Here is a 22102-nt window from a genome sequence, read left to right on the forward strand (position 1 = left end):
ATTTAAGACGAAATTAAGGAAAAGAAAAACACTACCAAGTAAATTTAGATGCAGATATAAATTTTATTCTGAAACGTGCTTGAAATCTGCCGTTTCCCAATAAATTTTCAAAATGGATTTTTAAATTTTTATATGAAGAAAGCGTTTAAAATAATAGGAATAATTCTCGGAATCTTGATTTTGTTGCTAATCGCCGCACCATTCCTTTTTAAAGGTTCATTAGAGAAAATGCTGCAGCGCACTATTAATGAAAACCTAAATGCAACAGTTGCCTGGGAGAATTTGGATTTGAGCCTCTTCAGCAGTTTTCCAAATGCTTCGCTTCAGTTGGAAAATTTCAGTGTAATCAATAGATCACCATTTGAAGGCGATACGCTTGCTAGCGGAAAAAGTTTGAAGTTGGATATGGGGATAATGCAACTTTTCAAAACAAAGGATATTAAAATTGATGCTGTAAAATTGGACGAAGCGTTTGTGAATATTAAAATTGATTCACTCGGAAATGCGAATTATGACATTGCCGTTAAAAAAGATGCACCGGCAATTTCAGAGGGCGAAACATCTAGTAGCGGGGGATTTAATTTTGAATTGAAAAAATACGAGATAACAAATTCACAAATCAATTATTTGGATGAAGCCAATAAAACCTATTTAATGTTAACAGAAGTGCAACATGAAGGCAGCGGCGATCTTTCGCAGGAAATTAGTAATCTGGACACAAAGACTGAAGCGCTTGCATCTTTCCGGATTGACAATAACGAATATCTTACCAAAAACCGAATTTCACTTGATGCTGTTTTCAAACTCGATTTAAAAAACCAGAAATATACCTTCCTCGAAAACGAAGCGAAAATAAACGAATTACCTCTGAAATTTGATGGTTATGTAAAAGTGAACGAAACAAATAATGAAGTGGATATTACTTTTAAAACTCCTTCCTCAGATTTTAAAAATTTTCTCGCCGTTATTCCAGAAACCTATGTAAAGCAAATAAAAGATGTGAAAACCACGGGAAATTTTACTGTAAACGGCATGTTGAAAGGTATCGTAGACAGCACCCATATCCCGATGATGGATATAAATGTAGCGAGCGAGAATGCTTCCTTTAAATATCCCGATCTTCCAAAAGCGGTAGATAATATCACGATTGATGCACAACTGAAAAACGAAACTGGTTTTTTAAAAGATACTTATTTAAATATACCAAAACTCACATTTAGGATTGATGGCGAACCTTTCCGCATAAATGGAAGTATTAAAAATATGACCGAAAATCCCTTTGTAAATATGGAAATGCAGGGCACATTAAACCTTGCGAACATTAAAAAAGTGTTGCCCGTTGAAATGGAACAAAACCTCAGCGGGATTTTTAAAGCGGACATTATCGCCAATTTTGATATGGAGTCCGTTGATAAAGAACAATACCAAAATATTGATGCACGGGGAACAGCAAGTTTGACGAATTTTAATTATAACGCTGGTTTTAAAGACGAATTGAAAGTTCTGAATGCCAATTTAACACTTCAGCCGGGCACCATAACTTTAAAGGAACTGAATGCACAAACAGGTCAAACTGATATTAAAGCTTCGGGAAATATACAGAACCTCATCCCATTTTTGATGAGTAAGCAGGATTTGAAAGGTCGTTTTGCAATTCAATCCAATACTTTTAATGTGAATGACTTTATGGCTTCGGAAGAAGAATCAAAAGGCGAAAATACTTCCGAAGCAGGAAAAATAGCAAAAAACACCACAACTCCCGATGCTGTGAAAATTCCAGATTTTCTGGACGCCACCTTAGATTTTACCGCAAGCAAAGTTATTTACGACAATCTACTATTAACAAATGCGAAAGGAACTGCCGCAATTGCAAACGAAACCATTACAATAAGCAATTTTACCTCAACTATTTTTGGTGGAAATATCGCACTTTCGGGGAACGTTTCTACCAAAAACGAAACGCCAACATTTGCAATGAATCTAGATTTAAGCAAGATTGACATTGACCAATCTTTTCAAAATCTTGAAATGTTCCAATTTTTAGTACCGATTGCCAAAGCTTTGCAGGGAAGTTTAAATACAAAATTTCAATTAAACGGAGAATTGACAAAAGATCTTTCCCCAAAATTTTCAACACTTGCCGGAACTGCTTTGGCGCAAATTATAACTGCTGAAGTTGATCCACAGCAAGCACCGTTGCTTGCCGCGCTCGGGAATAAAGTTTCATTTTTAAATTTAGATAAATTGAGTTTGCGTGACGTAAGCACCAATTTCACTTTCAACAATGGAAAAATTGAAGTAAAACCCTTTCATTTTGACGTAAAGGGAATTGACGTTGCTGTTGCTGGAACCCACGGATTAGATAAATCCATCGATTATAATTTAACGCTAGATGTTCCTGCAAAATATTTAGGTGGAGAAGTAACTAAATTGCTTCAAAATTTAAGTCCGAAAGAAGCCAATGATATGAGCGTTGCGCTGCCAGTTGTATTAAAGGGCACATTTACAAATCCGCAAGTTTCTTTAAATACAGAAGCTGCAATCAACACATTGACTCAGCAACTTTTAGCTAAACAAAAAGATAAATTGATTAATCAGGGCACTGATATTTTAGGCGGATTATTGGGTGGTGGAACCAAACAGGATTCCACAAAAACCAATACAACTACAGGAAATCAGCAGCAAACAACTCAACAACAAAACACGCAAATTATAAAAGATGTTTTGGGTGGATTATTAGGTGGAAAGAAGAAAACAGACACTACAAAATCTAAATCAGGAAACTAGATTAATTCACTGTAATTGAAACTACGTAGCCTTCATTGCTACGAATGTTAAAAACGGTATCGTCCTCAAAAATAAGGTATTGCCCTTTTATTCCTTTTAAAACTCCTTCGTAAAAAGGATTTTTTTCAAGGTTGAGTGATTTTGGCTTTTCTGGATATTTTAAAACTGGAAATTGCAGATTGGTTTCAGCATTGTTTTCCAAATAATATTCGGCAGCATCAGCGGGAATAAATTGTTTTAATTTATTTCGCCATTCTACTAAGTTTTCATCTTTAATATCGTTTTTGAGCATGGTACGCCAATTGGTTTTGTCGCTCACATGATCTTTGAGTGCCACTTCGGTAATTCCTGCAAGATAACGGTTGGGTACTTCCACAATTTCAATAGCTTCGTGTGCGCCTTGATCAATCCATCGTGTGGGAATCTGACTTTTACGGGTAACACCTACTTTTACGCTACTGCTGTTGGCGAGATAAACCACGTGTGGCTGCAGCTGTACTTTTTCTTCGTAGGCTAAATCACGTTCCTCAATACCTAAATGTGCTTTGCTAAGTTCGGGACTAATAATCCAATCTGCTGCTTGGGGAATTTTATAGAAGCAATCATAACAATATCCCTGACGGTATATTTTTTTTTGAAGTGCGCAATTTAAACATTGATAGTGCAAAAAATTGATGGCAACTTTCTTATCCAACAATTGATTTACATTCAAAAAATCATTTTCAAAAACAAGATAATACTGAATGGGTGAACCGTTTTCAGTTTGCATTTTGGTGAGCACTCCTTCGTAATTCATTTATTCAAAAATATTTATACAGAAAACTTTTCGGAAGAAATACTCTAAAAACATCGCTTCAAAAAAGGGGAAATCGTAAATTTAAAATTGCTATTTTTATAGCATAAAGATAGCTGAAAAATATGCCAATCCCCATTGTTAATTCCATTGCTTCTTGGTTTTTGAAAAAACGGTTTCACCAGATAGACCTTTTTTTGAAATATCCTATTGAAGTTCAGGAAGAACTACTTTTCAACTTGCTTCAAAAAGCCAAAAATACAGAGATTGGCAAAGAGTATGATTTTGCATCAATTAGAACCTATCGCGAATTTTCCGAAAGAATTCCAATAACAACTTACGAAGAAAATGAAACGCGAATAGAAAGAGCGCGACGCGGAGAAACAAATATTTTTTGGCCCACACCCATAAAATGGTTTGCAAAATCTAGCGGTACAACCAATGCTAAAAGCAAATTTATTCCTGTAACATTAGATTCATTGGAAGACTGCCATTACGCAGCAAGCAAAGATTTGTTGTGTATGTACCTCAATAACAATCCAAATGCGCAATTATTTCTTGGGAAGAGTTTACGGCTGGGTGGAAGCAAACAATTGTACCAAGAAAATGGAACCGTTTTCGGGGATCTTTCTGCAATTTTAATAGACAACATGCCCTTTTGGGCCGAATTCAGCAGCACGCCTAGCAATGAAGTTTCGCTAATGGGCGATTGGGAAACCAAGATGCAAGCAATTGTAAATGAAACCATCAAAGAAAACGTAACTAGCCTTGCCGGCGTACCTTCGTGGATGCTGGTTTTGCTCAACAACGTTATGGAAACTACAGGCCGAGGAAATCTTTTTGAGGTATGGCCAAACTTGGAAGTATATTTTCACGGCGGTGTGAATTTTGACCCTTATATTGATCAGTATAATAAGTTGTTGCCAAAAAGTGATTTCAGATATTATGAAATCTATAATGCTTCGGAAGGTTTTTTTGCAATTCAAGACCGCAATGAAAACAAGGAACTTTTATTGATGCTAGATTATGGAATTTTTTATGAATTCATTCCCATGGATAATTATGGTACTTCAAAAGAAAAAGTGATTCCGTTGAGTGAGGTTGAGGAAGGAAAAAATTACGCTGTTGTAATTACAACCAATGCGGGTCTTTGGCGTTATAAAATTGGTGATACAGTTCGTTTTACCTCAACAGACCCTTATAGAATTAAGGTTACAGGAAGAACAAAGCACCACATCAATGTTTTTGGAGAAGAATTAATTATTGAAAATGCAGAGACTGCACTGCGTAAAGCTTCTCAAATAACTAATGCAGAAATAGTAGATTACACTGCCGCTCCCATTTTTATGAATGGTAAGGAAAAAGGAGCACACGAGTGGATTATTGAATTTAAATCGCCTCCACAAGATTTAAATTCTTTTACCCAGCTTTTGGATTCCGCTTTGCAGGAAGTAAATAGCGATTATGAAGCCAAGCGTTTTAATAATACTACTCTTAACGCGCCAAAAATTCATCACGCACGAGAACGCCTTTTTTATGATTGGTTAAAGGAAAAAAATAAACTGGGCGGACAGCATAAAGTTCCCCGACTCTCCAACACTCGAGACTATTTAGAGGAACTTTTGCGCTTAAATAGCACTATATAAACTGGATTTTAATAAATACAAACCTTTGCAAGGTGTTGTAAATCGGGCATTTTAAACACTTTATCGGTGGTTATTTTTTAAAGTTGTATTTCAACGAGTTTACTAGTGAGTTCAACTAAAACTTTTGTGAGCGCCCTACTTCCGAAGTACTTTTGACCTATAAAATCTTTAGTACTTCAAAATGAAACAAGTTTTTTTTATAGTATGTTTTTTAGCTTTTACGGTTCTTTTTACTTCTTGCGCAACCACGCAACAAGCAAATAAAAAAGAAAATGAAGTAGCTGGCTACAATTTGAAAAGTAAAAAAGAGCAAATGGAGAATAAAATTCTTTACAATAAAAATAAGGCTTTGCTCGCAACACCTTAAATATTTATTTAACAGATATAAAAAAACCTCGGAACTTCCCGAGGTTTTTTACTTTTATATACGTTTCATTTTTTATGAAACCGCTTTCAACTTTTTAAGGGTTGATTTGTTCAATTTTTCTTCAGCATATTCCTTAGTTACCTGAACGCTCTTTTCATCGGTGCCGGGCATTTCATACATAGCATCGGTTAAAACAGCCTCGCAAAGCGAACGCAAGCCTCTGGCGCCAAGTTTATAATCAATAGCTTGTTCTACAATAAAATCTAATGCTTCCTCAGTAATTACGAAATCTATTCCATCCATTTCAAACAGCTTTTTATACTGTTTTATGATGGCGTTTTTAGGCTCTGTAAGAATTGCACGAAGCGTTTCCTTATCCAATGGATTCATATAAGTTAAAACAGGAAGACGACCAATTATTTCAGGAATCAAACCAAAATCCTTTAAATCTTTCGGAATAATATAGCGAAGCATATTGTCTTTCTCCATTTGGTTTTCCTTCAATGAAGCTGTAAAACCTACCGCCTGCATATTCAATCGTTTTGAAATATGACGTTCAATTCCATCAAATGCACCTCCTGCAATGAAAAGAATGTTTTCAGTATTTACCTCGATGAATTTCTGATCGGGATGCTTTCTTCCTCCTTTTGGCGGAACATTGACCGTTGTGCCTTCCAAAAGTTTCAATAATGCTTGCTGAACACCTTCACCACTCACATCACGGGTAATTGAAGGGTTATCGCTTTTTCTTGCAATTTTATCTATTTCGTCAATAAAGACGATTCCGTTTTCTGCTTTTTCAAGGTTGTAATCTGCTGCTTGTAGCAAACGTGTTAAAATACTTTCAACATCCTCGCCAACATAGCCTGCTTCAGTTAAAACTGTAGCATCTACAATAGCCAATGGAACATTCAACATTCTTGCAATTGTTTTCGCAATTAAAGTCTTTCCGGTTCCAGTTTGACCAACGATAATGATGTTACTTTTTTGTATTTCAATATCGTCATCGCTCTTTGGCTGAAGCAATCTTTTGTAGTGATTGTACACTGCAACTGACATAACTTTTTTAGTAAATTCCTGTCCAATTACATATTCATCCAAAAAGGCTTTTATGAGTTTTGGTTTTTTCAGCATTAAATCTTTGGAAAGTTCGGTATTTCCTGAATGCAAGGCTTCCTCTACAACAATTCCATGGGCCTGCTCAATGCAACGATCGCAAATGTGGGCATCCAATCCTGCAATGAGCAAGTTGGTTTCCGACTTTTTACGGCCGCAAAAGGAACATTCTAAATCTTCTTTCGACATATTATCTTTTTTCAAAAAATCTAAATTTAGTTACGTGTCAATATTTCATCAATCATTCCGTACTCCAAAGCTCTGTCAGCTTTCATCCAGTAATCGCGATCACTGTCTTCATAAACCTTTTCATAGGTTTGGCCAGAATGTTTCGCTATAATTTTATAAAGCTCTTCTTTTAGAGTGATTATTTCACGTGCGGTTATTTCAATATCACTCGCTTGTCCTTGCGCACCACCCAATGGTTGGTGAATCATAACGCGAGAGTGTGTCAAACCACTACGTTTTCCTTTTTCACCAGCACATAATAGTACGGCCGCCATTGAAGCTGCCATTCCAGTACAAATAGTTGCAACGTCTGGCTTAATGAATTGCATAGTATCATAAATTCCCAAGCCCGCATAAACGCTTCCGCCTGGAGAGTTGATATATATTTGAATATCGCGTGCTGCATCTGTACTTGCCAAAAACAGTAGTTGTGCTTGCACAATATTTGCAACTTGGTCATTGATTCCGGTACCGAGAAAAATAATTCGGTCCATCATCAACCTTGAAAAAACGTCCATTGCCACGGCGTTCATTTGGCGTTCTTCAATAATATTTGGTGTCAAGTTTTCAGGATACATACTGCTGATTATTTTATCATAGTACATATTGCTGATGCCTTGGTCTTTAATAGCAAAATCTCTGAATTCTTTATTGTAGTTCATAAATATTTGTTCGTTTTAAAAATATACTTTCCTGAACAGGAAAAGGTTTAAATCAAAAAGGCGTTAAATCAAATAATTCAACGCCTAAAGATAACTATTTCTTCGCTGAATTATGCGTAGGCTTCCTTAATGAATTTATCGTAAGAAACCTCTTTAGTCTTCAGTTTTGCATTTTCCTTAAAGAAATTCAGCAATTTAGCTGAGTTCATCTGTTCGGTTAAACGCTGTACTTCTTCTTTGTTTGAAAGAATACGAGCTGCAATTGACTCCATTTCTTCCTCTGAAGGATCCATCTGTCCAAATTGAGCCATTTGCGCTTTTATCATATTTTTTGAATAGTCTTTCAGCTCATCAAAAGTAACCTGTAGCTTGTTTTCTGCTCGAAGTTTTCCTTCAATCAACTGGTAACGAAGTCCTTTTTCGCTTCTTTCGTATTCTTCTTTAGCATCATCTTCAGAAAGTCTTTTTTCGCCAGACATTGCAATCCAACGTTGCAAGAATTCCTTTGGAAGATCGAATTTTGTGTTTTCCAATAATGAATCAACAACATCATTCAGCAACTTTTGGTCGCTTTGTTGTGCAAATTGTCCTTCGGCATCTTCCTTAATTTTTGCTTTCAGTTCTTCTTCGGAAGTAACCACTGCTTCACCAAATAGTTTATTATACAACTCTTGGTTAAGTTCTGCCATTTCGCGTGTGTTAACTTCTTCAATTTTAAAAGAAACCTCGATGTCCAAACCATGGGCTTCATCATGTTCAACCCCTAAAAATTTTTGATTGTCGTGATCATCGGCAAACATTCCTTTTGTTTTCAAGGTAACTGTATCGCCAACTTTTGCGCCGATAAGGCTTTCAAGTTGCTTTTCACCGGCAATGTCATCTGTAGTTAGGGTGGTTTTGTTTTCAATTTCCTTTTCAGTTGAAATAAAAGTTCCGGTTATTTCGTCACCTTTTTCAACTTCTTTTTTAGAAATCAATTTTCCGTATTGCTTACGGATAGTTTTTACTTGATTGTTCAGCATTTCATCATCAGCAACGATTTTATATTGAACAACTTCCTTCCCTTTTACATCAACGGTGAACTCTGGTGAAAGACCCAATTCAAATTCAAACGAGTAATCATCTGCATCCCAGTTTATATCTGCTTCGTTCTTTGGAAGTGGATTTCCAAGAATGTCCAATTTTTCTTCGGTGAGAAACTTATGAAGTGCTTCTTGTAAAATTTTATTTACTTCTTCAACCAAAACGGCTTTTCCGTACTGTTTTTTTACCATTCCCATTGGAACCTGTCCTTTTCTAAAACCGGGTATGTTTGCATTTTTACGATAATCGCCCAGCACTTTTTCAACTTTACTGGAATAATCGTCTTTTGAAATTTCCACTGTAAGCACAGCGTTCAATTTATCGATGTCTTTTTTTGTAATATTCATAATTTCTCTTCTGAATTTCGGGATGCAAAAGTACGGTTTTTTACAAAATCCAACAAACATTTAGAGACTGTTGTTCAGCCAACTATTTGTCGTCCTTTAAAAGTGAAAAAAGAATAGATTGAAATAGTGAAAGCAATAAACTGAAAAGAAGCGCCCACCATATTGAAGCCACTGCAAAACCACCGACGAAATAATCTGCCATCAAAATGATAATTGCATTTATTACAAGAAGGAAAAGCCCAAATGTAACAATGGTAATTGGCAACGTTAAGAGCACCAAAATTGGTTTAACCAATAATCGCAATAAAGCAATAACAATGGCCACGATAATTGCGGTTACATAACCTTCTACGGCAACACCGGGTAAGATTTTGGCTAAAATAACAACAGCCAAAGCGGTTAGCAAGAGTTTAATTAATAATTTCATTTTTCTAGGTTTAAGTTGAATTTAAAGATAAAAAAAACCGCTCTCAAAAGAGAACGGTTTTTAGTAAACGTAATTTTTATATTAATTGTTTGAAAGCGTAACAGTTGCATAGTTACCTATGTGCACCATTGGTATGGTAGCATTATATGTATCATTGATTGCTTTAATAATAAGGTTAGCGGTATAAGCATATCCTCTTGGCGTAGGGTGAACACCATCTAAAGAGAAAGCCCCACCTGTAACAAACTGAGAGGTTAAAATACCTCCATCATAAGGAATTCCTCCGTTTGCAACACTTGCCAAAGCAGATTTTGCATCAACATAAGCAAGTCCTTTTGCACCTGCAAGAGCTTGAATTGTCGCATTGTATGCATTGCTTGCAGCAGTTACTCTTGCTTGTTCTGAAACAGCCAATACAAATTGATCACTAAGAGGAATTGAAACTCCAATAACTCCTTGTGGATTGCTTGGATCTGGAGTTGTTCCTAATACAGATGAAGCAGTAAGAACAATTAAATCGTCAGACTTCACTTGACGTAATTGACCTAACAATGCTGCTAAAGGAGCAGGCAAGCTAAATGGAGGTCCTTGAAGTATTGCTGTTAAATCTGTAAGATCATCATCAGTCATTATAGGGAAGTTTTGTCCTGCGGAGAAATTAATCATACGCAGTGCAGCTTCTTCAGGAGATATAACACCCATTCCTGCCAAGCCTGGCAATACTTGTGTATTGTATGCATTAAATTGTGCGTTTAATGCTCCAGCAGTAGCAGCATCCAATGGAATAGCATTTGTTGGAACTGTAGTGAAATATGGAATAGAAGTTACTTCAGGTATATTGATTAACACACCTTTTGCGCCATTGCCTGTTAGAGCTTCAACTTGTTGACTGTAAACTGAGGCAAAAACATTTGGATCAGTTATATCATTTCCTCCGTAAGAGGATGGATCAAGATTTCCTGTTTGATCAACTCCCGCTCCACCGGAAGTGGCATAACTTAAAATATCGTTATTCCCAATCCAAAGACTGAAAAAAGTTGGGTTTTGAGCGGCGGCGTCACCAATAACGGTTGCACTTTCGCTACTAGCAAATCTAGCAAAATAAGGGTTTGCAGCACCAGTGGGAACACCAGCAACATTTCCGTAGCCAGGCGCTACCAAGTGAAAACTTTTTGCCCCCGGAACACCCATATTATTATAGGGTCCAGTTAATCGATTTGTAATATCTGTAGTAGGTGTTCCCACCAAACGTACGGGAGAAGGACTACCACTAGGACCAACAGCCAACACAAATCTGTTTTCAGTAATTTGGTTTCCCCCCAATAATAAACCACCTATGTTATCATTCATTAATGGTTGGGTGAATTCACCTCCACCAGCAAAAGAAAACTGCTGCGCCATAATGTTTGGATAACTGTTGTTTTGGCCTGTAATATAAAGTGCTCCATCAGCATATCCAGCTGTTAAAGAATTTCCCACGGAAACATAGTTTGATAAATCAGCAGTTCCGCTTGTGTAAAAACCTTCATCCGTTACTGGGCTGTCAAATTCTGGGTCGCAACTCACTAAGCCAACAGCTAAAAGTGCGAATGTATATTTAAGTATATTTTTCATATTTTCTGAATTTTTCAATTATAGTTTATAAGTAAGCCCTAATCCTGGAACAAAAGCATTGGTTTTATAGGTCCCTTTAAAAGGAACTGCCTGTCCATTTTCAGAATAATAATTATAGGAAGCATCTATTTCCTCAAATTGTGAATAAAGGAAAGAAGCATCTATTTGCAAATGCTCGCCAAGGTTTACCGTTAAACCTGCAGTAAAGTTGTTACTGTCGTTACGTGGAGTTTCAGGCGCAAAATATCCTGATTGCACTGGAGATTCGTCAAAATAATACCCAGCACGCAAAGTGAACATTTTTGTAGCATCATATTGCATTCCGAAACGGTAAATTGAAGCATTTTTATAGTTACGCGCATTCTTTGAATCTGGAATATTTACGTTGGCAAAATCTATATCCAACGATTCATATACATCCCAAAATGTACGGTTGTAATCGAAAGCGAATGTCCAATTTTCACAGAAATCATAAGACATACCTACAGTCATTTCTGCTGGCATCGGCAATGAAGCGTCAAATTTAGTGTCTTCAAAAGGAGTTAAAGGTGAATTTGGCACATTTTCAAAAGTTGCATCACCATCCTTAGCATCAAGAATTATTTCGGAACGGTACGTAGCACCAATATGAAGGTTTTCTGTAAGGTTTACCATCGTACTAGCAACCCATCCCCAGTTACTCACGCCTGTAGCGTCCACAGTAACATTTGCACGATTTCCATCAAGATCAGTAAGCGTGCGGTTTAGGTTTCTATTGAAATTCACAGAACCCGTTACATAAATAGGGCCTCCACCAAAGCTTATCTTATCGTTTATTTTAAACGAAACGGTTGGTTGAATGTAAATTGCTTTTAAGTCAATGTTATTAACTAAATGTGAACCAGCCCAATCGTCATCATACTTCACTTCACTTCCATAAGGTGTGTAGACGCCAATACCAAAAGCCAACCAATCTGTAGCCTTATAGGAAGCATACAAATATAGGGGCGTCCCAACCGGGCTGTCTGTGCGGGCGTTAGCCCCACTTTCAGTATCTTGATAGGCAATGTTTGAAAAAACACCGCTAACACCTGCAGAGATATTAAATTTATCGTCCAAATAGACCAGACCAGCAGGGTTGAAAAACACCAATTCACTGCTATTAATAACAGCAACACCAGTGTGACCCATTGCCAGCGCCTTTTGGCCCTGCAAACTTACGCGGTAACCTCCCGCATAAGTAACCGCACTTGCAAGCGCAAAAGCGGCAATTAATAATACTTTCTTCATAGTTTATTTCTTTAAGTTAAATTTGTAAGGAATCTTTCTTGAAAATCAGACATTTATTATGCGTGCATAAGAAATGTTGTTACAATATTATAAAAAAATCATAACATTATCATAAAATTCGTCAGGATTTTCTGCGTGTAGCCAATGGCCGGCGTTTGAGATGGTTTCTATTTTTGCTTTTGGAAAATGTTTTTTAATTAAAAGCTCATCCATCGGTTCTATATAACCACTTTTTTCTCCGCCCAAAAATAGTGTATCGCCCTTAAAAACTGCATTATCTGAAAGAGCGACTCCTACTTCCTCTATTTTTTCTGACAGAATTGGTAAATTTATGCGAAGGGCAAATTCGTTTTTATTTTTCCTGTAAAGATTTTTTAAAAGAAATAGTTTTGTGCCTTCGTCCTTTATATATTCAGAAAGAATATCTTCTGCCTCCCCTCTGGATTTTATTTTAGAAAAATCCAATTGAGAAAGTGCCTTCAAAATATCCTGATGGTGTGGCGGATAAGCTTTTGGTCCAATATCGGCAACTATTAATTTTGAAACCATTTCGGGATAGGTAACCGCAAACTGCATAGCAACTTTTCCGCCCATGGAATGACCAAGCAGTATAATGTTTTGAAGATTGTGTTCTTCGCAATAGTTTTTTAAATCCTCTGCCATTATTTCATACGAAAATTCATCGCTGTGGAAACTTCTGCCATGATTGCGTTGATCTAGAAGATGTACTTCATAGCCATCTTCGGCCCAGTGATTACCTAAGGTTTTCCAATTATCGCTCATTCCTAGAAAACCGTGGAGAATTACGAAAGGTTTTCCTTTGCCTAAAATTTGAGAGTGTAAAATCATTAACTAAGTTTTTTTAAATATTCCCCAATTACCATTTCCAATCCATCATAAAGCGCCTCACAAATAAGGGCATGCCCAATGCTCACTTCCAAAAGATTTGGAATATTTTCTTTGAAAAATTTGATATTCTCCAGCGAAAGATCGTGGCCTGCGTTAATGCCTAAACTTAATTTGTTTGCAAGTATTGCACATTCTTTATAAGGGTTTACAGCTCCTTTGTTTCCTAAAGAATATTGTTTGGCAAATTCTTCTGTATATAATTCAATTCGATCTGCTCCAGTTTCAGCAGCACCTTCAATCATATTTAAAATTGGATCTACAAATATTGAAGTGCGGATTCCGTTGCGTTTAAATTCAGAAATTATTTCTTTCAAATAATCTTTATGTTTAACTGTGTCCCAACCAGCGTTTGATGTAATTGCATCCACAGCATCAGGAACCAATGTTACTTGCGTGGGTTTTATTTCCAAAACCATTTTTGTAAAATCGTCCATCGGATTTCCTTCAATGTTGTATTCCGTGGAAACAATAGATTTTAAATTGTATGCATCTTGGTATCGAATGTGGCGTTCATCTGGTCTTGGGTGAATAGTTATGCCCTGTGCTCCAAATTTCTCTATGTCTTTTGCCACTTTTAATAGATCAGGCACATTACCGCCGCGTGCATTGCGCAACGTGGCTATTTTGTTTATGTTTACGCTTAATTTTGTCATTTCTTTGTGTTAGAATTAACAAAAATACAAACCTTACAGCGCTTACTGAACCTTTATTTTAAGTAATTTGCATTAAAAATAAATTGCAATGGAAACCTTAAATTACATCATTAACGATATTGAACCGTTTGACATTTCGGCGAAGATAACTGATGTGCAAACAGTTTTCAACCAGCTAACCTATTCGCACGTACCTGTTGAAAGAGATGGGCATTATATAGGCTGTGTTTCGGAAAACGACGCGTATTGTTTTGATAATAAAAAGTTACTTAGCGATTTTCAATATGCATTGGAACCATTTCACGTTTTGGAAGACACTAACTGGCTAGATATTTTAGAAGCTTTTGCTCTAAACAATAGCAATATTATGCCAGTGTTGGGAGCGGAAAACAAATACTTGGGATATTACGAGTTAGGTGATATTATGAGCCTCTTCAACAACACTCCCTTTTTGAATGAGACCGGCGGAATAATTGTTGTTGAAAAAGGCGCACAAGATTATTCCTTCAGTGAAGTTTGCCAAATAGTTGAATCTAATGGAACTCGAATTTTTGGCGTATTTATCTCTAAAATAACTGACCAAACGGTTCAACTTACAGTAAAAATTGGCCACACCGCCATGAACAGTATCGTGCAGACTTTCAGAAGATATAATTACAATGTGATTAGCCACCACGAAGAAGATAAATTTTTAGAAGATTTAAAGGAGCGTTCCGAATACTTGGACAAATACCTTAATATATAATTAATGAAAATAGGAATATACGGTCAGTTTTATCACGAAAATTCTGAAATTTACATTCAGATGTTGCTAAACGCGCTTCAAAAAAAGGAAACCGAAGTGCTTATTGAAGAAAACTTCTTAGGCATTATAAATCAACATCAAGACATCACAAAAAACTTTTCAGGCTTTTCCACCTTTACTGAATTGGACTCTAGTTTTGATCTTTTTTTTAGCATTGGCGGAGATGGAACTATTTTGAAAGCGGTAACTTTTGTTGGAGATTTGGGCATTCCCATTGTTGGAATTAATACAGGAAGATTAGGGTTTTTGGCCACAATTCAAAAAGAAGAAATGACTGAAAGTCTGAATCAGATTTTAGAAGGCGAATATTCTATTTCTGAAAGAAGCTTGCTCACTGTAGAAACTTACCCAGAGAGCGATGAAATACAACCGCTTAATTTTGCATTAAATGAAGTAGCAGTAAACAGACGGAACACAACTTCCATGATAAAAGTGGAAACGCTGGTAAATGACAAATACCTTACTTCATACTGGTCAGACGGGCTTATAGTTGCCACGCCTACCGGCTCCACAGGCTATTCGCTAAGTTGCGGCGGACCTGTAATAGACCCAGAAGCAAACAATATTGTACTTACGCCAATTGCGCCGCACAATCTTAATGCAAGACCTTTGGTTATACCAGATTCCTGCACTATAACTTTAAAAGTCTCCGGAAGGGAAAGCAGCTTTTTAGTCTCTATGGATTCGCGCATTGCTACTCTGGAAAACGAAACAAGTATCATAATAAAAAAAGCTCCTTTCACCATTAAACTAATTCAGCTTCACGATGATAGCTTCATAAAAACCCTTCGCAAAAAACTTTTATGGGGTGAAGACAAGCGCAATTAAACAATAAAACCTTCCAAAATTTGTTAATCAACAGAGACAAATGGGCTTAGAATATAGTTAAGCCAAGTTTATTGTTATATTTGCAAACTTTTAAAGAATATGAAGTATTTCGCGACTGTATTTTTAATACTCTCAACAGCGCTCTTAGCACATTCCCAAACATATGAAATTGGCGGAATGATTGGTGGCGCTAATTATATTGGCGATGTTGGGAAAACCAATTATATAAATCCCAACAGCTTTGCCGTTGGCGGCCTTTTTAAATGGAACCGTAGTGCCAGACACGCTTTTAGAGGTTCGGTTATGGTTGCAAAGATTAAAGGAGAGGACTCCAAAAGTTCAAACAGCCGCAGAAAAGAACGTGGATATTCTTTTGAAAACACAGTGAAGGAAGTATCCGTGGGGATTGAATACACATTCTGGGATTTTGATGTACACGCGCAAAAAGCCATATCTACTCCTTATTTATATACCGGTCTCACCTATTTCTGGTATGATGCTCTATATAAAAATGGAAATGATGTAATAACAGATTACGATGGAGCTAGCAGCGTTGCAGTTCCTATGATTTTAGGTTATAAAGCAAATATGGGCAAAAATGCAATGGTGGGTTTTGAAATTGGCGTTCGCTATACATTTACGGACGATTTGGATGGTAGTAATCCCGTAAAAGGGTTGGCAGATAATGAGAATTTAAAATTTGGAAATACCAATAGCGATGATTGGTATGTATTTACAGGCATAACTGTTACTTTTGCCTTCGGAAGAAAGCCTTGCTATTGCAACTTTTAAAATGAGTATGGATCTAAAAGACCAAATAGACAAAAACAAATTACCGCAACACCTAGCCATAATTATGGACGGTAACGGTCGTTGGGCAAAGCTAAAAGGTTTGTTTCGGTCCATTGGTCACGAAAACGGTACCAAAGCCGTTCGCGAAATAGTTGAAGGCAGTGCCGAAATAGGCATCCCTTTTTTAACACTTTATGCATTTTCCACTGAAAATTGGAACCGTCCAAAATTGGAAGTCGAGCTGTTGATGAAACTATTGGTTTCTTCGCTTAAAAAAGAAATAAAGACACTAACGGACAACGACATTAAACTTAATGCTATTGGCAATCTAGATGCTTTGCCAAAAAAAGCACATAAAGAGTTGCTGGACGTCATCGAAAAAACCAAGGACAATAAGAGAATGACACTTACCCTCGCCCTAAGTTATGGTTCAAGGGAAGAAATAACAAAAACAATAAAAGAGATTAGTCTTAAAGTTAAAAATAACCTAATTTCGCCGCATGATATTGATGAAACGGTAATAAATAATCATCTTTACACGCAAAATTTACCAGATGTAGATTTATTGATCCGCACCAGTGGAGAGCAGCGCATTAGCAATTTTCTACTTTGGCAAATAGCGTATGCCGAGCTTTATTTTACTGAAACGCTTTGGCCGGATTATACTAAAAACCATCTTTTTGAAGCAATATTAAATTATCAAAACAGAGAAAGAAGATTTGGAAAAACCAGTGAACAACTCAATCAATAGTTCCCTATTGCATACATACAGAAAATTTTATTGTATTTTATTATTTACAATACTTTCCGTTTTTTCAATACAAGCGCAGCAAAAAGAACTTGACAGCGGAAGAAAATACACCATTAATGAAATAACAGTTGCTGGAGCGCAAAGCTTTAACGAACAAACTGTTGTTGCTTTTACTGGTTTAAAAAAAGGGGACCGCATCTACATTCCAGGGGAAAAACTGAGCCAAATAACAAAAAAACTCTGGGAACAGAACCTTTTTAGTGACATTGCTTTTTATGTTACAAACATTGATGGCGACAGTGTAGATTTAGAATTATACATTGTAGAGTTACCAAAACTCCGTGAAGTAGTTATCAACGGAAAGGGAGTTCGCAAAGCCAAGAAAAAAGAAATACTTAAGGACAATGATTTAAAAGCGGGGACAAAAATCACTAAAAACCTTACCACTACCACTAGAAACTATATCGCCAATAAATACAAAAAAGAAGGTTTTTATAATACCGAAGTAACCATCAGCACCACTCCCTATATAGATTCTACAGGTGTTGAAGTTTCAAAAAATATGCTCATTTCGGTAGATAAAGGAAAGCGTGTTAAAGTAAAAAGAATCGCTTTTGAAGGGAATGAACATTTTACAGATGGTAAATTGCGTCGCTCCATGAAAAAGACGAAGCGTAAAAACTTTTTCCGTTTATGGAAACGCTCCAAGTACACCGAAGAAGGCTATGAAGAAGATAAAGAATCGCTTCTTAAAAAATATAAATCTAATGGATACCGTGACGCAAGAATCATAAATGACACATTAATTACATTGGACAAAAAGAATGTGGCGCTGGATATAAAACTTGAAGAAGGAGACAAATATTATTTTGGAGATATAAAATTCATTGGAAACAGTGTTTTTACAGACAGCCAATTGCGCCAAATATTAGGCATAAAGAAAGGTGAAGTCTACAATGGAACCCTATTGCAAGAAAGAATTCAGGACGATAGTGATCCAGAAGCGAATGACATTACAAACCTTTACCAAAACAACGGTTATCTTGCCGCGCGTATAAACCCTGTTGAAGTAGCAGTACGTAATGACACCATAGATTTTGAAATTAGAATCATGGAACGTAACCTTTTCTACTTTGATCATGTAACTGTTATAGGAAACGACCGTACCAACGACCACGTTATTTACAGAGAACTAAGAACTCGCCCAGGACAGAAATACAGCAAACGCGATGTAGTAAGAACTATTCGTGAGTTAGGACAATTAGGTTTCTTTGATCCTGAACAACTTACTCCAAACTTTAAAAAAGTAGATGAAAATAATGGTCTTGTAGATTTGGAATACTCCGTAGTTGAAAAAGGATCAAGTCAGATTGAACTTCAAGGAGGTTATGGCGGTGGCGGCTTTGTGGGTACATTGGGACTTTCATTCAACAACTTTTCGCTCCGCAATATTTTCAATTTAAAAGCATATAAGCCACTACCAATGGGTGATGGGCAAAAACTTTCGCTTCGTGCGCAAGCAAGTAGTTATTACCAAACATATAGCTTATCGCTTACTGAACCTTGGTTGGGTGGAAGAAAGCCTGTTCAATTTTCAACATCTTTTTCTCACACTATTCAAAATTATTACGATTATAATAATAGACGTGCTGACAAATCTAGAAGTTTTACCATTACCGGTGGTTCTGTGGGCTTGGCAAAAAAGGTAAAATGGCCTGATGATTATTTTGTATGGTCAAATGCTATTAGTTTTCAGCACTATAACCTTAATAATTATAACACTGGGTTATTTACTTTTGGAGATGGAACTTCTAACAACCTTGCTTATACTATTGGTATAAGTAGAAACAACACCGCAACTAACCCTATTTATCCTACTTCGGGTTCTGATTTCAGTCTAACTGCAAAACTTACAATCCCATATTCTGCTTTTAACAATGTAGATTATAAAGCACTTGCAAATGAAAGAGATTTGCTTTCACAAACTCTTTCGGACAATCCAGAATTTATTGATGACAATAAAAGAATTTCCGAAATTGATCAAGAGCGTTTCAAATGGCTTGAATATTATAAAATTAAATTCAAAGGAACTTGGTATACAAGAATGGCCGGTAAATTGGTTCTTCGCACAAATACTGAATTTGGATTTTTGGGGGCTTACAATCAAGACCGTGGGGTTCCTCCTTTCGAAAGATTTTTTGTTGGGGGCGATGGACTAGGAGCATATAGTTTAGATGGCCGCGAAGTAATTCAACTAAGAGGTTACCCTAACCAATCCCTATCTGATATTGATGGAAATACGATTTACAATAAATTTTCGTTAGAGGTAAGATATCCAGTAACTTTAAAACAGCTTGCTTCTATCTATGTGCTTGGTTTTGCGGAAGGTGGAGCATCTTATAATGGCTTCAGGGACTACAATCCTTTTGAACTAAAACGTTCCGCTGGCGCAGGATTACGTATATTTATGCCTGCATTTGGCCTTTTGGGTATTGATTTTGGATATGGATTTGACCCTGTTTTGGGCGGAACCGAGAAGAACGGATGGGAAACCCATTTTATCATTGGACAACAATTTTAAAAGATGGCACGATATTTTCTTAAACAACAACCAAATAATATGAAGACAAAAAAAATACTATTTTTTACACTTTTGCTTTTTTGCTTCACCTTTATGGCTGAAGCTCAAAAAGGCGTTCGAATAGGATATATTGATATGGAATATGTCTTGGAAAGTGTTCCAGAGTACAAAGAGGCTTCCATCCAATTGGAAGGTAAAGTTCAACGGTGGAAACAGGATATTGATAAAAAGCAGAAAGAAATTGATCAAATGAAATTGAACCTATCAAACGAAAGGGTTCTACTTACTAAAGAATTGATCGATGAACGCGAAGAGGAAATTAAAATTAAGGAAGATGAAATGCTTCAATATCAGCAGGACAGATTTGGCCCTAATGGAGATTTAATGATTCAAAGAAGACAATTGGTGCAGCCTATTCAAGATCAGGTATTCAATATTGTACAAGAAGTTGCGGAAGCTAAAAAGTATGATTTCATTTTTGATAAATCTGCAGATGTAGTTATGCTTTTCGCAGCAAAAAGAAATGATATTAGCGATGTAGTTCTTAGAAGTATCGAGCGTGCGGGTAGAAGAGTACAGGCTGCAAACAAAAAGGAACAAAGACAAATCGATGAAAAAGAAGATCCACTTGATGGACCAATAACCGTCGAAGAAAAAGAAAGAGTAGCTGTAAAGGAAGAGCGTCAAGAAGCAATTGAAGCCAAAAAAACAGAACGAGAAGAAATGATGGCGCAACGCCAAAGAGAGCGAGACTCTATTCGTGCCGTTAAAAAGCAAGAGTTTGAAGAGCGCAGACAACGTTTAATTGAGGAAAGAGAACAAAGAAAAGATTCAATTATGAATGCCCGTCTAAATAGAAACAACAATCCGTCAAACGGAAACGAAGGCGGCGGTGAAGAAGGCGGAGGAAAATAATTACCCCAAATATTCAACTAAATAATTAACACCACTCTAATAAAAATAACACTTAAATTAAATACACTTACAATGAAAAAAATGAAAACATTATTAGTTGCAATGGCACTTTTTGTAGGAGCTACAAGTTTTGTAAACGCCCAATCAAAAATTGCACATATTAACGCACAAGAATTGATCGAGGCTATGCCAGAATACAAAGCAGCTCAAAGCCAATTGGAAAAAGTGCAAAAAACGTACGACACCGAGATTAAAGCAATGGCAAAAGAGCTTGAAACTAAAATGACACAGTACGACAGCGAAGCTTCTGGAAAAACAGACATAGAAAACCAAAAAAGAGTTGAAGAAGTTCAAGGTATGCAAAATAACATTCAAGCATACAGACAACAAGCACTTCAAGATCTTGACAAGAAAAGAACAGACATCTTTAAGCCAATCCTTGAAAAAGCACAATCTACAATTCAAAAAGTAGCTAAAGCTCAAGGATATCAATATGTTTTAGATTCAACTGTTGGTAGTGGTGTTATCCTTGCCGATGGAAAAGATCTTATGGCAGACGTTAAAAAAGACTTGGGAATGTAATTCATTTTTAAGACTAAAAATTTTAAAACTGTCCGCTAATAACGGGCAGTTTTTTTATTCCCAAATTTGAAGTAATTGGCTACTTTTACGAAATACCCTTTTATGAAATTGTATCTTCACAGAAGAGGATTAACTAATGTTTTATATAGATAACATGGATAAAAATAGTCCCATTGGGGTCTTTGATTCGGGCGTTGGAGGTTCTTCCATTTGGCAGGAAATCCATAAACTGCTTCCTTTTGAAAATATCATTTATCTAGCAGACAGCAAAAACGCACCTTATGGAAATAAATCTCAAAAAGAAATAACCGCACTCAGCATTAAAAATGTTGAAAAATTACAGGAATTGGGCTGTAAAATAATCGTGGTGGCTTGTAACACAGCAACCACAAATGCTATCAGTATACTTCGTGAAAATTATGATATTCCATTTATTGGTATTGAACCCGCAATAAAACCAGCAGCCCTAAAAACAACTTCAAAAAGTATCGGAATTTTGGCGACAAAAGGCACACTTAGTAGTGCGCTTTTTAGCAGGACAACCAGTGAATTAACAAAGGATATAAGCGTAGTTGAAATTATTGGCGAAGGTCTTGTACCACTCATTGAAGCAGGAAATCTTGACGGTCCCGAAATGGTGGAGTTATTAGAAAAACACACTAAACCAATGATAGATGCAAATATTGATTACTTAGTATTGGGCTGCAGCCATTATCCGTATATCATTCCGCAATTGAAAAAGATTCTTCCCGAAAACGTGAAAATTATTGATTCCGGTGAAGCGGTTGCCCGACAAACGAAAATAGTTTTACAAAGTTTGAATCTACTTCGCGAAGAGAATACAAAACCCAAACTTCAGTTTTTTACAAATGCAGAAACGGATACTTTAAAATTTCTACTTAACGAGTATGCCGATAAGATTTCCGTAGAAAAAAAAGACTTCTAAG

20 protein-coding genes are annotated in these 22102 nt (G+C 36.4%); 11 read left to right on the forward strand and 9 right to left on the reverse strand.

What is annotated here, in order from left to right:
• Window positions 1-132 precede the first annotated feature (132 nt).
• Window positions 133-2787, forward strand: coding sequence for an AsmA-like C-terminal region-containing protein (locus AEQU1_RS04245; protein ID WP_111879076.1), 2655 nt, complete (start codon window positions 133-135; stop codon window positions 2785-2787).
• 1 nt (window position 2788) lies between these two features.
• Here AEQU1_RS04245 and AEQU1_RS04250 read toward each other — a convergent pair whose 3' ends face one another.
• On the reverse strand, window positions 2789-3583 hold the full coding sequence (locus AEQU1_RS04250) for a DUF2797 domain-containing protein (RefSeq protein WP_111879077.1): 795 nt from the start codon (window positions 3581-3583) through the stop codon (window positions 2789-2791).
• Window positions 3584-3705: 122 nt separating this feature from the next.
• Here AEQU1_RS04250 and AEQU1_RS04255 point away from each other — a divergent pair, with 122 nt between their 5' ends.
• Together AEQU1_RS04255 and AEQU1_RS04260 are read left to right on the forward strand one after the other, a co-directional pair.
• Window positions 3706-5226, forward strand: a complete 1521-nt coding sequence (locus tag AEQU1_RS04255; RefSeq protein WP_111879079.1) for a GH3 auxin-responsive promoter family protein — start codon at window positions 3706-3708, stop codon at window positions 5224-5226.
• 181 nt (window positions 5227-5407) lie between these two features.
• Entirely contained in the window at window positions 5408-5593 is a 186-nt protein-coding gene (locus tag AEQU1_RS04260; protein WP_111879081.1) for a hypothetical protein, read from the forward strand.
• A 72-nt stretch (window positions 5594-5665) separates the two neighbouring features.
• Here the strand turns inward: AEQU1_RS04260 and clpX are convergent, their stop codons facing one another.
• From clpX to AEQU1_RS04300, 8 genes are all read right to left on the reverse strand, one after another.
• On the reverse strand, window positions 5666-6898 hold the full coding sequence (gene clpX, locus AEQU1_RS04265; protein WP_111879082.1) for an ATP-dependent Clp protease ATP-binding subunit ClpX: 1233 nt from the start codon (window positions 6896-6898) through the stop codon (window positions 5666-5668).
• Window positions 6899-6924: 26 nt separating this feature from the next.
• A complete protein-coding gene (gene clpP / locus AEQU1_RS04270; protein WP_111879084.1) occupies window positions 6925-7599 on the reverse strand; it encodes an ATP-dependent Clp endopeptidase proteolytic subunit ClpP in 675 nt (224 codons plus the stop codon).
• A 110-nt stretch (window positions 7600-7709) separates the two neighbouring features.
• Window positions 7710-9029, reverse strand: coding sequence for a trigger factor (tig, locus tag AEQU1_RS04275; protein ID WP_111879085.1), 1320 nt, complete (start codon window positions 9027-9029; stop codon window positions 7710-7712).
• A gap of 82 nt (window positions 9030-9111) precedes the next feature.
• On the reverse strand, window positions 9112-9456 hold the full coding sequence (locus tag AEQU1_RS04280) for a phage holin family protein (RefSeq protein ID WP_111879087.1): 345 nt from the start codon (window positions 9454-9456) through the stop codon (window positions 9112-9114).
• Window positions 9457-9537: 81 nt separating this feature from the next.
• Window positions 9538-11070 (reverse strand): G-D-S-L family lipolytic protein, encoded by a 1533-nt coding sequence (locus AEQU1_RS04285; protein WP_111879107.1) that lies wholly within the window; start codon window positions 11068-11070, stop codon window positions 9538-9540.
• Window positions 11071-11088: 18 nt separating this feature from the next.
• Window positions 11089-12339, reverse strand: coding sequence for an OmpP1/FadL family transporter (locus tag AEQU1_RS04290; protein WP_111879088.1), 1251 nt, complete (start codon window positions 12337-12339; stop codon window positions 11089-11091).
• Between the two features lie 87 nt (window positions 12340-12426).
• Entirely contained in the window at window positions 12427-13188 is a 762-nt protein-coding gene (locus AEQU1_RS04295) for an alpha/beta fold hydrolase (protein ID WP_111879090.1), read from the reverse strand.
• On the reverse strand, window positions 13188-13901 hold the full coding sequence (locus AEQU1_RS04300) for a pyridoxine 5'-phosphate synthase (RefSeq protein ID WP_111879091.1): 714 nt from the start codon (window positions 13899-13901) through the stop codon (window positions 13188-13190). Before AEQU1_RS04300 ends, AEQU1_RS04295 begins: the two co-directional genes overlap by 1 nt.
• Before the next feature lie 88 nt (window positions 13902-13989).
• On the opposite strand from AEQU1_RS04300, the gene AEQU1_RS04305 reads away from it, so the two are divergent.
• From AEQU1_RS04305 to murI, 8 genes are all read left to right on the forward strand, one after another.
• A complete protein-coding gene (locus tag AEQU1_RS04305) occupies window positions 13990-14646 on the forward strand; it encodes a CBS domain-containing protein (protein ID WP_111879093.1) in 657 nt (218 codons plus the stop codon).
• Window positions 14647-14649: 3 nt separating this feature from the next.
• Window positions 14650-15534, forward strand: coding sequence for an NAD kinase (locus AEQU1_RS04310; RefSeq protein WP_111879094.1), 885 nt, complete (start codon window positions 14650-14652; stop codon window positions 15532-15534).
• Window positions 15535-15633: 99 nt separating this feature from the next.
• Entirely contained in the window at window positions 15634-16326 is a 693-nt protein-coding gene (locus tag AEQU1_RS04315) for a DUF6089 family protein (RefSeq protein ID WP_111879096.1), read from the forward strand.
• Between the two features lie 7 nt (window positions 16327-16333).
• Window positions 16334-17077 (forward strand): isoprenyl transferase, encoded by a 744-nt coding sequence (locus tag AEQU1_RS04320; RefSeq protein ID WP_111879108.1) that lies wholly within the window; start codon window positions 16334-16336, stop codon window positions 17075-17077.
• Window positions 17046-19658 carry an outer membrane protein assembly factor gene (locus AEQU1_RS04325; protein WP_258455121.1) on the forward strand — a complete coding sequence of 871 codons (2613 nt, stop codon included), beginning with the start codon at window positions 17046-17048 and terminating at the stop codon, window positions 19656-19658. The genes AEQU1_RS04320 and AEQU1_RS04325 overlap by 32 nt, the downstream gene beginning before the upstream one ends.
• A 39-nt stretch (window positions 19659-19697) precedes the next feature.
• On the forward strand, window positions 19698-20573 hold the full coding sequence (locus AEQU1_RS04330) for an OmpH family outer membrane protein (RefSeq protein WP_111879112.1): 876 nt from the start codon (window positions 19698-19700) through the stop codon (window positions 20571-20573).
• A gap of 72 nt (window positions 20574-20645) precedes the next feature.
• Window positions 20646-21155 (forward strand): OmpH family outer membrane protein, encoded by a 510-nt coding sequence (locus AEQU1_RS04335; RefSeq protein WP_111879097.1) that lies wholly within the window; start codon window positions 20646-20648, stop codon window positions 21153-21155.
• A 154-nt stretch (window positions 21156-21309) separates the two neighbouring features.
• The gene (gene murI, locus AEQU1_RS04340) at window positions 21310-22101 is read left to right on the forward strand and encodes a glutamate racemase (protein WP_111879113.1); all 792 of its coding nucleotides are present in this window, start codon (window positions 21310-21312) and stop codon (window positions 22099-22101) included.
• The last annotated feature ends 1 nt before the right edge of the window (window position 22102 follow it).

The organism is Aequorivita sp. CIP111184 (assembly GCF_900489465.1).
In the GTDB taxonomy this organism is placed as follows: Bacteria; Bacteroidota; Bacteroidia; order Flavobacteriales; family Flavobacteriaceae; genus Aequorivita.